The 15064-nt window shown below is 46.0% G+C and carries 10 protein-coding genes; 9 read left to right on the forward strand and 1 reads right to left on the reverse strand.

All coding sequences use genetic code 11. From position 1 onward, the window contains the following. The first annotated feature begins 180 nt into the window (after positions 1-180). From GFS24_RS22795 to GFS24_RS22835, 9 genes are all read left to right on the forward strand, one after another. Positions 181-3507, forward strand: coding sequence for a TonB-dependent receptor (locus tag GFS24_RS22795; protein ID WP_216647494.1), 3327 nt, complete (start codon positions 181-183; stop codon positions 3505-3507). 11 nt (positions 3508-3518) lie between these two features. Continuing rightward, the gene (locus GFS24_RS22800) at positions 3519-5207 is read left to right on the forward strand and encodes a RagB/SusD family nutrient uptake outer membrane protein (protein ID WP_153663610.1); all 1689 of its coding nucleotides are present in this window, start codon (positions 3519-3521) and stop codon (positions 5205-5207) included. A gap of 4 nt (positions 5208-5211) precedes the next feature. Then, positions 5212-7596 (forward strand): hypothetical protein, encoded by a 2385-nt coding sequence (locus GFS24_RS22805; protein WP_153663612.1) that lies wholly within the window; start codon positions 5212-5214, stop codon positions 7594-7596. Between the two features lies 1 nt (position 7597). Then, positions 7598-8581, forward strand: coding sequence for a hypothetical protein (locus GFS24_RS22810; RefSeq protein ID WP_153663614.1), 984 nt, complete (start codon positions 7598-7600; stop codon positions 8579-8581). Positions 8582-8588: 7 nt separating this feature from the next. Further along, positions 8589-10370 carry an FAD-dependent oxidoreductase gene (locus tag GFS24_RS22815; protein ID WP_153663616.1) on the forward strand — a complete coding sequence of 594 codons (1782 nt, stop codon included), beginning with the start codon at positions 8589-8591 and terminating at the stop codon, positions 10368-10370. Next, positions 10363-11313 (forward strand): FAD:protein FMN transferase, encoded by a 951-nt coding sequence (locus GFS24_RS22820; RefSeq protein WP_216647496.1) that lies wholly within the window; start codon positions 10363-10365, stop codon positions 11311-11313. Before GFS24_RS22815 ends, GFS24_RS22820 begins: the two co-directional genes overlap by 8 nt. 17 nt (positions 11314-11330) lie before the next feature. After that, on the forward strand, positions 11331-11720 hold the full coding sequence (locus GFS24_RS22825; protein WP_153663618.1) for a VOC family protein: 390 nt from the start codon (positions 11331-11333) through the stop codon (positions 11718-11720). 66 nt (positions 11721-11786) lie between these two features. Continuing rightward, positions 11787-12935, forward strand: coding sequence for a TlpA disulfide reductase family protein (locus GFS24_RS22830; RefSeq protein ID WP_153663620.1), 1149 nt, complete (start codon positions 11787-11789; stop codon positions 12933-12935). Positions 12936-12986: 51 nt separating this feature from the next. Continuing rightward, a complete protein-coding gene (locus GFS24_RS22835) occupies positions 12987-13394 on the forward strand; it encodes a RidA family protein (protein WP_153663622.1) in 408 nt (135 codons plus the stop codon). Positions 13395-13451: 57 nt separating this feature from the next. Here the strand turns inward: GFS24_RS22835 and GFS24_RS22840 are convergent, their stop codons facing one another. Continuing rightward, positions 13452-15056 carry a RagB/SusD family nutrient uptake outer membrane protein gene (locus tag GFS24_RS22840; RefSeq protein ID WP_153663624.1) on the reverse strand — a complete coding sequence of 535 codons (1605 nt, stop codon included), beginning with the start codon at positions 15054-15056 and terminating at the stop codon, positions 13452-13454. Positions 15057-15064: the final 8 nt, after the last annotated feature.

Here is a 15064-nt window from a genome sequence, read left to right on the forward strand (position 1 = left end):
GACGCTCAGTTGATAATAAACAATCGACCAGGACTGCCTGATTATTCAACCAAACAATGCAAATGTATGCAATTAAAATTTATCGCTTTTTGCAAGCGGATAGCTCTTGCTATACAATTCCACACCGGTGAGCCGGATACCGGACACCGTTTAAGTTGCTCAACCAAAATCTTGTTAGCTATGAAGTTAACATTTGTGTTCCTGACTGTAATATGCCTGAATGTGAGCGCCACTGCGGTGTCTCAAACCGTCAGTTTCTCGGGTAAGAATGCTAAGCTAAAAACGATCTTTTCTGCTATCAGGAAGCAGACGGGGTATGTAGTGTTTTATGATAATAACCTTATCAAAAGCGCGCAGCCTGTTACCATAGCTATGGAGCATGTACCCATAGAAACTTTATTGACGGCCACTTTGATGGGACAGGGGCTTGCTTTTTCCATCACGGATAAAACCATCTCCATCAGGAAGAAACTGGAGCCGACACCTGTTCTATGGCCCGTAGAGCCACCACCGGCAACTATCTCCGGGCGGGTAACAGATGATAAGGGGATACCCTTGCCGGGTGTGACGATATTGGTGAAAGGTACCCAGACGGGTACCACCACGGATGAGAAAGGAGAGTTTAAATTAACCCGTGTTGACGACCAGGCTACATTGGTCTTTAGTTATATCGGTTATGAAAAGCAGGAACTGGCAATAGACGGTCAACGCAGCCTGCAGGTGAAACTCGCCGTAGCAGATAATACCGCACTGGAAGCTATTGTGGTAGTGGGGTACGGTTCTATGAAAAAAAGTGATCTCACAGGTGCTGTTTCTGCTGTGCAGGGAGAGGCCATCACACAACGTAAAACCACACAGATCTCCCAGGCCCTGCAGGGTTCTATGCCAGGGGTGATGGTGACCCGCGATAATAATGCACCTGGTGCCACTGCAAGGATCAGGGTGCGCGGTATCACTACGATCAATGATGATGGGGCTAACCCCCTGATCATATTGGACGGGGTGCCCATTGACGATATCAATTCCATCAATCCCAACGATGTGGAAAGCATTTCTGTATTGAAGGATGCGGCTTCTGCCTCTATTTACGGTTCCCGTGCAGCAGCAGGGGTTATTGTGGTGACCTCCAAGCGATCCAAAGGTAACCAGCTGAGCATGGACTATGCTTTTGAATATGGTATTGAAAAACCAACGAAGCTGCCGTCCTACGTGGATGTGGTAAGATATCAGCAGCTGACGAATGAACTACGCTGGAATGATAATAGCAATAACGCCAATGAATATCCTACTTATCCGAAAGCAACAGTTGATAATTACTTAAACCTGCATGCACAGAGCCCGGATGAATATCCAAATACAGATTGGCGGGGACTGATACTGCATGATAATGCACCAAGGCAAAGCCATATACTCAGTATCAGCGGTGCGGGTAAGTCCATCCGCTCAAGAGCTTCCCTGGGTTATGATAAAACAGATGGCCTGTACGATAACCGCAGCTATCAAAGGGTGACGGCCAGGATCAATAATGACATCACTATCAACAAATATTTATCTGCGAGCGTAGACATTAATTTCCGTCGTACTTCGATCAAACAACCTAATGGAGACCCGATGTATAAAATGGGTATTATTCCCTCACTTTATGCGGCTGAGTGGTCTGATGGACGTATCGGGGCTGGTAAAGACGGTGCTAATATCTATGCACTCCTGAAACACGGCGGATTCAATGATCAATGGTATAACCAGATAGGAGGCCGTGTTAGTGTGGACCTCACACCAATAGAGGGTTTAAAGTTCTCTGCCATTGTTTCTCCTTTCCTGAATTTTGATAAGGAAAAACTGTTCAACAGGAAAGTACCTTATACTTCCTGGAATAATCCCAATTCTGTTTCAGGATATATTGAAGGAGCCACGGAAACAAAACTGACAGAAAGAAGGAACGACAGTTATCGCTATACAATGCAATTCCTGGCAAACTATACCAAACAGCTGGGTAAACATAACATCAGCTTGCTGGCAGGATATGAATATTTCCATGCTTTTAATGAAGAGTTGATGGGGTCCAGGGGCCAGTATATCTTAGGCTCTTATCCTTACCTTGACCTGGGGCCATTGGAATTCCGGGACAATAGCGGTAAAGCTTATGAAAATGCTTACCGTTCCTGGTTTGGCCGCATCATGTATAACTACAAGGAAAAGTACCTGCTCCAGGCAAATATCCGTTATGATGCATCCTCCCGTTTTGCACCAGGATACAGATGGGGTTCTTTCCCTTCTGTTTCTGCCGGCTGGATCGTATCGCAGGAGCCATTTATGCGCAGCACTTCCAACTGGTTGTCTTTCCTGAAGGTGCGGGCCTCCTGGGGTTCGCTGGGTAATGAAAGGATCGGTAATTACCCTTACCAGGCTATCCTTTCCTTTGAGAATAATTCCCTGTTCTACAGGGGAGGCACGGTGGTGTCTGCACAATCTGCCGCACAATGGCAATATGTGATCCGTGATATTTCATGGGAAACCACACAGTCATATGACCTCGGCCTGGATGTTAACTTCTTCGATAACAAGCTTCGTTTCACCGGTGATTATTTCAAAAAGACCACTAAAGACATGTTGCTGAAACTGGAAATTCCAGACTACATAGGCTTTGACAACCCGGACCAGAACACGGGTAAAATGTATACTACCGGTTGGGAATTCCAGTTGGGGTGGAATGATAAGCTGGGTGATTTCACTTACAGCGCATCTATTAACCTGTCTGACTTCCAGTCAAAAATGGGCGATCTGGGTGGTACGCAATTCATCGGTGATCAGATCAAAATATTCGGTAGTGAATTCAATGAATGGTATGGTTATGTATCTGATGGTTTGTATCAGACGCAGGATGAAGTGGATAAATCAGCCAAGCTGAATGCCAATGTAAAACCCGGCGATGTACGCTACCGTGATATCAGCGGACCAGCCGGTACGCCGGATGGAAAGATATCACCTGAATATGACCGTGTATTATTAGGAGGTTCCTTACCACGTTACATGTATGGCGCCAGTTTGCAGGCGGGGTATAAGAACTGGAGCCTGGGTGTGGTGTTACAGGGAGTAGGGCATCAGAATTCCAGGCTTACAGCAGATATTGTTCAGCCTTTGCGTGAGAACTACGGTGCATTCCCTGCTATCCTGGATGGGAATAGCTGGAGCAAATACAATACGGCGGAACAAAACCTGCGTGTGAAATATCCCCGTTATTCCAATACATCCGCAGGTAATAATTACCTCCTGTCTGATTACTGGCTTATGAATGGCGGGTATTTCCGTTTGAAGAATATAAACCTTTCCTATACGGTGCCACGCTGGCTGGTAGAGAAAGCACATTTACAGGATGTGCGTATTTACGGTACTGCTTCAGATCTGTTGTCTCTTCACAAATTCCCTAAAGGCTGGGATCCTGAATCAAGCAAACTGGGTTATCCTATCACCGTGTCTTACGTAATTGGTGCATCCGTTAAGTTTTAAAAAGTATTATCATGAAACGCAACATATTAATTGCCGGTATCGGTATAATTTTTATCACTTCCTGCGGCAGCCTGGACCTGAATCCTTTATCAGACGGGTCGGGTGAAACATGGAATTCTACGCCGGAAGAAATTGAAATGTCCCTCAACGGATTGTATAAGGATGCATTCTGGATGCAGGACAGCGATGAATGGACGGACGATTTTCTCTACCGGGATGCTACTACACCTATCACGGGTGCTACCATCAATGGGGAAACTGATTTTGTAAACCTATGGTGGACGAATTCCTATAAAGCTATTGCAAGGGCTAATAACGTGATCGTAAGTGTAGGCCGTGCAGCAGGTAATTTATCTCAGGCACAGATCAGCCGTTATTCCGGTGAAGCGCGTTTTGTACGTGCCTGCCAGTATTCCCGCCTGCTTTCTCATTATGGTAATATCGTGTACACAGAATCTGCGCTGGATATAGAACAGGCATTGAAACTGAAACAGACGGATGCGCCTACTGTGTTGAAGAATATTTACGCAGATTTTGATTCGGCTGCATTGTACCTGCCTAAAACGTTTGGTGCTTCTGACCTGAAACGTGCATCCTCCGGTGCAGCGTTGGCTATGAAGGCACGTATTGCACTGCAAATGGGAGATATGGCTACTGCCCGTGATGCGGCTAAGGCCTGCATGGACCTTAATGTTTACAAGTTGCACACTGATTTTAGTAATTTGTTCCTGGCAAAAACAAAGAATTCCATTGAAAGCATTTTTGGTTTGCCCAGATCGGTAGCACTGAAAGTAACGTTTGATGATGCTCAGAATTTTGTGCCGAGGAATGCTGGCGGATGGGGCGCAAAGAATCCATCCTGGGACCTCTTCTGTGCATTCCTCTGCAAAGATGGATTACCTATAGATGAGTCACCTTTGTATGATCCCCGGAAACCTTTCCTGAACCGCGATCCCCGCTGCAGCGCTACTATCATAGAATTTCAGACCTCTCATCTTGGATACACCTATCAGCCGCATCCTGATACATTAAAAGTATGGAAGGATGCAGACCGGAATTATGTGGAAAACAAGGATACCCGTTCTATCGCCATCTTTGCTTCTTTCAACGGATTGAACTGGAAGAAAGGAATAGATGGAGACTGGCTGCTGAATGCCTGGAAAGTGGAGCCGGATAAGATCATCATCCGTTATGCGGATGTATTGCTGATGTATGCAGAGGCAAAGATAACATTGAACGAAATAGACCAAACGGTGAAAGATGCCATTAATATGATACGTGCAAGGGCTTACGGTGTGCCGTATACAAATACAGCGGCTTATCCTGCTGTAACCTCCAATGACCAGGCAGTGCTGCAAAAAGCTTTACGCAATGAAAGGCGCATGGAGTTTGCCCGGGAAGGGATCCGGTATATGGATATCATCCGCTGGAAGATTGCGGATAAAGTATTGAACATGCCTAACTATGGTATGCTGGATCCTGCTGATCTCCGCACAAAAGTGGTACAGCCGGGATTATGGTTCTTCCCGCAAACATCACCTGTGGATGAGGATGGTGTAGCGGACCTTTCTGCCATGTATACAGCCGGTTATATCAAAGTAGTGGCTGTGCGCAAGTTTGATGCTACGCGGCAATACCTGTGGCCGATCCCAAGTACGGAAGTGCTGATCAGCCACCTTACACAAAATCCTAACTATTAAGATAATGAGAATAGGAATTAACGGACTATTGATAGGTTTATGTTTCGCGGCAGGCCCACTGAAAGCACAGCGTGTTTTCAGTGGGGTTTACCCGCACCTGGCCATGTATAATAAAGAAGGAGAATGTGGTACCGGCGCAGTAGTGCCCTGGGCTGGAAAACTGTGGGTGATAACATATGGCCCGCATTTACCTAAAGGTTCTTCTGATAAATTATATGAGATCTCTCCTTCTTTAACGCAAACAGTCCGCACTGAAAGCATCGGTGGTACACCTGCCAACAGGATGATCCATAAAGAAAGCAATCAGTTGTTCATCGGGCCATATGCTATTGACGGAAAAGGAGATGTAAGGGTGATTCCTTATACTGCGATGGCAGGCCGCCATACGGGTAATGCACGTCATTTAACAGATCCTGCCGGAAAGATATATTACGGTACCATGGAAGAAGGATTTTATGAAGTAGATGTGAAAACGCTCCAGCCAGTGATGATATCAGAAGATGGAAATACCCGGAAGAATAGTGATCTGTTACCTGGTGCACATGGCAAGGGGTTATATTCCGGACAGGGTGTAATGGTCTATTCCAATAATGGGGAACAGGGACCAAAGGCACTCACAGACTTTGATATCGAATCGGGTTCTTTGTCTGAATGGGATGGGAAGAATTGGAAAGTGGTCCGCCGTAATCAATTTGTGGAAGTAACCGGTCCCGGTGGTATTAATGGTAACCGGAATCCTGCAACAGATCCCATCTGGGCTACCGGCTGGGATTATAAATCTGTATTGCTGGGCGTGCGTGACCAGGGAAGCTGGCATTTTTACAGGTTGCCCAAAGCGAGTCATAGTTACGATGGCGCACATGGATGGAATACAGAATGGCCAAGGATCAGGGATATAGGCACCACACAAAAACCAGATTACCTGATGACGATGCATGGCATGTTCTGGCGTTTCCCCGGCAATTTTTCTTCTGCCAATACAGCTGGTATCCGGCCGCGTTCAGCTTATCTGAAAGTGATCGGTGATTATGCCCGCTGGAATGAGCAGCTGGTTTTTGGTTGTGATGATTCTGCGCAAAAAGAATTTCTAAATAAGCGTAAAGCGAAAGGAAGTATTGAAGGCCCGGGGCAATCCAATTCCAATCTCTGGTTCACTTCATTTGATCTGCCGGACCAATTGGGGCCCGCCACTGCTGAAGGTGCTATTTGGGTGAAGGAAGAAGTGAAAGCCAATACACCTTCCGATCCTTTCCTGTTTGCCGGCTGGGCGCATCGCTCTGCATGGATACAGAACAATGGAACGGTACCGGTGCAATTTACTTTTGAAACAGATAAAGGAAACGGAAGCTGGGTTAAAACCCAAACTGTTACGGTATCCCAGGGGGCTGCCATCCCGGTTTTATTTCCGGCCACTATGCCCGGCGAATGGATCCGTGTAAGAACGAATGTGGCTACGAATGCTACCCTCCAGTTCTATTATGCGGCAAATGATACACGCAGCACAACACCTGCGGCCATGTTCAATGGCCTCAGCAAAGTAACAGGTGATGCAGCTACGCAGGGTTTATTGTATGCCCTGGGTGATGATCATCGTACACTGGGGCTTAGCACAACTGCCGGTTATTATGAACTGGATGAGAAAATGACGTTGGCAAAAAAAGAAGATGCGGTTACGGATCAATTCATCAAAAGCAAGTTCGCTATTCCTGAACAGGCTGTGATCGTGGAAGAGGCATCTATGCTGATAGTAGATGATAAAGGCCGCCGCTGGCGTTTGCCAAAAGGTAACGAAGCTTTTACAGGACTTCAGTTGCGTGTTTGCAGAGAAGTGGCTACGGAGCGTGATCTGTTCAACTGCCAGGGCACATTTTACGAGCTGCCTGCTGAGAACGCAGATGGATATGCCAAGATCCGGCCGGTATCTTCCCATTCTTTCCGGATCGCGGATTACGCTTCCTACAGAGGGCTGCTGATCCTTACCGGAATAGATGCGCAGGTGAAAGGGAATGATCATCTTATCTATTCCAATGATGGAAAGGCTGCGGTATGGGCTGGTGTGATAGATGATCTATGGAAGATGGGTAAACCCACAGGACATGGCGGGCCATGGAAGGATACGGAAGTAAAGAACGGTACGCCATCTGATCCTTACCTGATCGGTTTTTATGATGACCGCAGTTTGAAATTATCGCATGCTGCAAAACAACCTGTTGTTTTTACGATCGAAGTAGATCCTGTTGGTACTGGTGAATGGATGAAATATAAAACAGTAACGGTGAAACCGGGAGAAACCTTTAACCATCATTTCCCGGCTGGCATCCAGGCCCGCTGGATCAGATTCAGCAGTAATGGCGATTGCAGGGCAACTGCTTTGCTTGAATATAAATAGTATGCGGAACGTTCTCTTAGTGATCTTATTATTTTCTGGTGGTCTTGCTTATGGGCAGGAAAGGAATGTACGTGTGTATGATTCCTTAAAACTCGCGCTGGATGATAATGGCAGGCCCTTGTATTTCTTCCGGAACATTTATACACCGGTTTGTAATACGGGAGAATGCAAACCTGTTTATATCAATTTTTTCTGGGACCTGCTGGGGAACTATACCCGCTTCACCATGCCGGCAAATGAAGTACTGACTAAAACAGATCACCGGGAATTCCAGGAGAAGGACTATGCTAAATTGCAGGAGATCATTGCCAAAGAAACATCCATCTTTTCAGAGTTGAAAATGGAAGACCTGGTGGTGAAAGGCACGGAGAAGATATCAGACTCTGTAGATGTGAAAACGGGTGCTACACTTAAAACGATCAAAAATGAAGTGATAGAGGGGGCTGTTTTTACCTGTTATACACTCTGGCATCTTGCGCATGGAAAAACGACAGATGAGATCCGAAGCATCACAGAAACATTGGCGGATGCTTCCTTACTGCATAGTTTCCTGCAAAGCAATAATCATCATTATCAGTATTGGGCAATGGATAAAGTGATCAATGCCAAAGGGCATGTTACGGCTGCTTATGAAGCAGATATTGTCCGGATCATTGAAGGGAATAATATTTTCACTGCCAGGTATGCCTTGCAAAAGGCAAACAGCAGTTTTTTTGCCGGGCGGCAACTGTGGCTTTGGGAAACGGCTGATAAGGCGGTATATCCATTGCAAATGGCCATCTATAAAAAAATGGCAGGCCTGGTGCTCACTGATGCGGTAGCCCTGAAAGTGGCTAAAGCACTCACAACCGGGAACCAGGAGCAAGTGAAGAGCAAACTGGAGATCCTTGCTGCGCAGCCTGCACTATCACAAACTGTAAAAAGACAACTGGGACCATTTGCAAAAGACATCCAGCAAATGGAACATAAAAAACATTCAAACTGAAATGGACATGAAACGAAATCTGGTAATTCTTTTTCTCTTCTTCACACTCCATACCGTTGCACAGCAACACGTATATGTAGAAGCGGAATCCTTTGAAAGCAAAGGCGGCTGGGTGGTAGATCAGCAATCATTTGTCGTGATCGGATCTTCCTACCTCATGGCACATGGAATGGGCAAACCCGTAAAAGATGCGAGTACCACGGTAACATTTCCTTCAAAAGGAAAATACCGGATGTGGGTGAGAACGAAAGACTGGGCGCCATTTCCTACGGGCCCGGGTAAGTTCACGTTATGGCTGGACGGGAAACAGGCCGGGCAGGTATTTGGTGAAAGCGGGGATGTAAACTGGAAATGGTATGACGCCGGTATGGTAGATATCAAAAATGAAAAGGTGCAGCTGACAATGAAGGACCTGACCGGATTTAATGGCCGTTGTGATGCGATACTTTTTACCGATGCCGCTAAATTCACGCCACCGAATAAACTGGAAGAATTAAATGCCTTACGCCGGAAGCTATTACATGAATCCACAGCACCCACAGAAGGTGGTCACTTTGATCTTGTAGTGATAGGTGGTGGGATAGCCGGCACCTGTGCAGCCATCTCTGCAGCCCGTATGGGTTTGAAAACTGCGCTTATCCAGGACAGGCCAGTGCTGGGAGGGAATAACAGTTCCGAGGTAAGGGTACACCTGATGGGAGATGTTGATAAGAATCATTATCCTAAACTGGGCCGTATTGTAAGAGAAATGGACAACGGAGATCCCGGTAACGGAAATCCTGATGCAAAGGAATATGGAGATGCCAGAAAGATCCAGATCGTAAAAGCAGAAAAGAACCTTACGCTGTTCCTCAATACCCATGTGTATAAACTGGAAAAGGAAAAAGATAAGATCATTGCTGTTACAGGGCGGGATATTTCAACGAATAAAGAAACGCGTTTTACCGGCACTTACTTTTCAGATTGTACGGGTGATGGTACGGTGGGGTATTTGGCTGGTGCAGATTTTCGTATGGGCAGAGAAAGTAAAGCTGAAACAGGCGAATCCCTTGCAGCAGAAAAATCTGATGATTTTACACTGGGTACTTCTAACCTCTGGGCTTCCGTGGAAAAAGATACTGTTTCTGCTTTCCCTGAAACACCCTGGGCCATGCAATTCTCAGACGAATATCATATAGACCAGTTTAGATCAGATTGGGAATGGGAAACCGGGTTCGGTAATTTCAATACGATCACCGATGCAGAAAAGATCCGCGATCATAACCTGCGCGCCATCTTTGGTAACTGGTCTTATCTGAAAAAGAGCAAGGCAGATAAATTTGGAAAACATGAACTGGCATGGGTTGCCTATATCGGTGGCAAAAGGGAATCGCGGCGGATCATTGGTGATCACATCCTCACACAGATGGATATCCAGGAAGGTAAGTTATATCCTGATGGCAGTGTAACCGCCACCTGGACCATTGACCTGCATTTCCCGGATGCGAAAAACAGTAAGTACTTTGAAGGGCAGGAGTTTTTTGCAAGCACCAAACACATCAAGGTAGCACCTTACACTATTCCTTACCGTTGCCTTTATTCCAGGAATATCAGTAATCTGTTCATGGCAGGCCGTAATATCAGCACTACGCACGTAGCATTTGGCAGTACACGTGTAATGCGTACCTGTGGCATGATGGGAGAAGTGGTAGGCTTTGCGGCTTCAGTGGCTAAGAAATATAATACCACACCAAGAAATGTTTACGCGCAACATTTACCGGAACTCATGAATATCCTGAAAGGTGAATAACCTGCTGCTGTTCTTATGTGCATGGGGTGTTTTTAATACGCCTGAAGTGAGTTTTGAAGGTGCAGCACAGGGAACTACCTACCACATCCGTTATATGGATGCGGATCAGCGTAACCTGCAGATACAAGTTGATTCAATACTGGCAGACATAGATAAATGCCTGTCTACTTACCGGACTGACTCCGATATCTCGATCTTTAACCAGTTCGGGGCCTTTCGGTTTCAGTCCGTTCATTTTTACCCGGTGCTGCAAAAGGCCTATGAAGTTTATAAGGCTACCAATGGTGCTTTTGATCCCACCATTATGCCATTGGCGGAAGCTTACCGAAAAGGCAAAACCACCGGTAAACCCTGGTTACACCAGGTAGATTCTCTCCTGCAGTATGTAGGGTTTCAATACATTACTTTTGATAAAGAAACGGTGCAGCGATCAAAAGAACATGTACGGCTGGATCCTGATGGTATTGCACAGGGATATACGGTGGATGTTATCGCGGCTTTCCTGGAAAGCAAAGGGATCGTTGATTACGTAGTGGAAGTGGGAGGAGAACTTCGCTGTACAAATGCAAGAACGGTTAGGATTGAAGATCCCACACATCCTGACAGCCGTATGGCGGTCCTGAAACTGAAAGATCGTTCTATGACCACCGCCGCGAATTACAATGATCATTATTCCGCCGGAGGGCAAACCTTTAACCATATCCTGCATCCCAAAAAAGGTATAGCCCCGCCGGACGCTTTATTAAGTGTAACTATTATTGCCGCAGACTGCATAACGGCAGATGCCTATGACACAGCATGTATGGTGCTGGGATTAGAAGGAACCAAAAAACTACTGGCAGAACATCCGGAGCTGGATGCTTATCTCGTGTACCGGGAAACGGATGGTACATTGAAAGTGTTTATGACGGAAGGTGTGAAACGGATGCTGATCTTGCCTTAATTCCTTATATTGCTTATATGGATAACCGCAGTATGCCTTCCGCTACCATCATCCCGGTATTGGGTTACAAAGATGTCAGTAATGCTATCGCATGGCTATGCCGGACATTTGGTTTTAAAGAACGCTGGCGTGCAGGTGATCATCGTGCGCAGCTGGCTTTCGGAAACGGGGCTATTGCTGTAAATGATCAGCCGGGCCAGATCAGTAACCTGATGGTGCGGGTACCTTATGTAGATGCCCATTATGAACATGCACTGGCTGCCGGTGCGCAGATCATTCACCCGCCGGCGGATTATCCTTATGGGGAACGCCAGTATACAGTAGTGGACCCTGGTGGTCATTTCTGGACTTTTACGGAGTCCATTGATGATCTGCTTCCTGAAGACTGGGGTGGGGTAACCTCTTAGTTGTATTAGAAAATCCTTAACTTTTATTGCCTTTGTTTTTGCCTAATATGTGTCAAAACATACCCTATGCGATTGACAATAGCATTATTACTGGTCATTAGTACAAGAGTTGCGGCGCAGGATAATAAGGATCTTTCTATATCCATAAACAACAAAGAAGAGTTTACTATTTCCGGAAAGATAGATGGCATAGGTAATGCAAAGGTATTCCTGGGTAATAAGCCGAATGGTTATTCCGGTGCTTTTAAAGTACGGTATTTTGATTCCTGCATGAGCGTCAATGATCACTTTACTTTTAAGGGACATGTTGATGAGTTGGCTTTCTATTCAATTGAAGTGCCCGGTAAATCCAAAGGTTGGTTTTACTTTATCGTGGAAAATAAGGAGATTAAAATAGTTGGCAATAGAGATTCTTTATATAGATCCACCATTACAGGTTCTCCGCAATCTGATACTTACATACGTTACCTAAAAGAAGTCTACGCCCCGCTTGTTCTTGAAGTTAGGGTATATCATGAGAGGGTTGACAGCCTGAGAGCGGCAGGCGATACGGCAGAGATGAGAAGAGTGTCAGATGAGATCATCAAGCCCTATAACAGGAGAATGGAGGCTAATATGTGCCGGTTCGTTGAGGAGTATCCTTCTAATTTCGGTGCACTGGCTGCATTAAAAAACTTTGTCAATTTCATACCGCTTGATACGGCAAAGAAATACTTCTTAAAGCTTTCCGATGAAATAAGGCAAAATCCGGTGGGTAGAAAACTCAAGTATCGGCTTTTTGATTATCCGGAATTGATCAGTAAGAAAAAACCGATGCCTAATTTTTCTATGCGGGACACGCTGGGTGGCATCCGGCGCATTGCTGAATTCCGTGGAAAGTATGTGCTGTTGGATTTTTGGGCCAGTTGGTGTGGACCCTGCCTGGATGAACTGCCGCAAGTTAAAAGGATAGATAGCCTATATGGCGCAAAGGGGTTACAGGTGGTAGGTATCTCTTTGGATACAAAAAAAGATCTCTGGAAAAAGGCTATCATCGCAAATGGCATTACCTGGGTGAACCTGTCTGATCTGGAAGGATCGGATGGTAAATTATATACACTATTGAACATCACCTATATCCCCACTAAATATTTGCTGGATAGGGAAGGAAATATCGTTTTGAAAGAAGCTTCGCTTACAGCAATAGAAAAATTCCTGGAAGAGGTGGATGAGTAGGCTCCACTGGCATGAAGATTGTCCCCTAACGGTAACCAAACTATTCATGCCATGAACAGCTTAAAGATAGAACACATCAACCCGGACGGATTAATTAAAAATCCGGCTTTTACTAATGTTGTTACCGTTCAGGGTAATGCAAAAACAATCTACATTGGGGAAATAAATGCCAACAATGCTGCCGGGGAAGTCATCGGTAAAGGTGATCTGAAAGTGCAGGCAGAACAGGTAATGAAGAATATTGAAACAGCTTTACATGCTGCCGGTGCAGATTGGGAGAACCTGATAAAATGGACCATATACCTCGTGCATGGGCAGGACATACAACCAGGATTTGAGGCTTTTCAGAAGTTCTGGGGAAAGCGGCCTAACCCACCATTAATAACAGTGTTGTTTGTTCCTGCGCTGGGACGGCCTGAACATTTACTGGGTATAGAAGCTATAGCTGTTGTGCCTTAATAAAAAAGGGCTGGCCAATTGGCCAGCCCTTTCTGTAGATGTGAATATGAAGGCTAATTAGTATCCATCATTTTGTTTCAGACCTGGCTCCACCTTCAGGCTGTTCTCGTGGAACGGCCATAAGTAATTGTTGGAGCGGAAAGCACGGTCTTCCACTTTCAGTGTAACCATTTGTCCGCTCACCAGGCGGGAGTGGCCCATTGCTGGTTGGTTCAATACCTGCTCGGCTATCTTCCAGCGGATGATATCATCATAGCGGCGTCCTTCGCCGGCAAGTTCAATACGGCGCTCGTTACGGATCAGCGCTATCCATTGCTGCTGTGTATAAGCAGCATATTTAGGCAGCGTAACATCTGCCGCTGTCATGTCCAGACCACCGCGTCTGCGGATATCGTTGATATAAGTTTTGGCGGGGGCATCCAGCTGGTTCAGCATGATCTTAGCTTCAGCATAGCTGAGCAAAACTTCAGCATAACGTATGAAAGGGAAGTGCATGTTACCACCTGTTTTGAATGCATCCGTTACATCCACGAACTTCTTGTACCAGAAACCAGAGCGGCTGGCGCGGGCGTTTTCGTAGTACATCGGATTGTTTGGATCGTAAATGTTGATCGGCTCATTTACGAAAACATCGCCGGGTATGAATATGCTGGCTGCTAAACGCGGGTCGCGGTTCAGTTTAGGATTAAGTTCATAGGCCTGTTTGTTGTGCAACGGACTCTGATCAATCGCATCTCCCTGTAATGTCCAGTAAGAATCTATCAGTGCTTTCAAAGGAACAACAAAGGACTGGCCATTACCGGTGCGATATTGTGGCGCCAGGTGTTGAAATGACTGGGTAGCACTGTTGGCATGGCTTTCCATATCCATTTTCAGGATGAACTCCTTGTTGGTTTTGTCTGCCTTGTAACTGAAGAGGTCTGCATACACAGGGTGCAGCTGGTATTTTTGGGAATCGATGATCTCCTGCGCAAGACGGGCAGCTACATCATAACGTTCGAAATACAGTGCATACCGCATGATCAGCGCCTTCATGGAATAACGGTTGAACATATAAGCATCGGAACCGTATTCATCAGGAGGAAGTCTGTTAGCCACTTCTTCTGCCAGCGGGAACAATTCGTTCAGAATATCTTCTTTAGGCTTGGGTGGTTGCAGGGCAGAAGCAAGGTCTGCTGGTTCCAGGTAGAACGGAACACTGCCCCAGCGCGCAACCAGCTGGAAGTAATGCCAGCAGCGGATGCCTTCCAGGATGGCACGGTATTTTTCACGTACTGCTTCATCTTCCACATAAGGAATATCTGCGTTGGCGATAAATACATTGAGGCGGCCAAGGTGTTTCATGTGCAACTCATAGTAATACAGAAATGCTGCAGTGTTGGAGTTGAAGTTACCGTTGGCGATCCGTTGGCTGTGATGACTTTCTGTGCGGCTGTACGCATCATCTGATTTACCATCTTCCAGGTAAGGAAGACGTTGCATCAGCGTAGGGCCCGTCCATACGTCCAGCATGCTGGAATACACAACACGGCGGAGGTCTTCTTCAGTGTTGAAGAACTCGGAGAATTTTGTGGCCGTAGGATCACTCTTGTCGAGGAATTTTTCGCATCCCGTTCCCGCAAGGGTAGTGGCCAGGAGGGTAGCGTAAATTAATTTCTTCATTTTCATAT

Origin of the sequence: Chitinophaga sp. SYP-B3965, from assembly GCF_009647655.1 — a bacterium.
Classification (GTDB): Bacteria; Bacteroidota; Bacteroidia; order Chitinophagales; family Chitinophagaceae; genus Chitinophaga.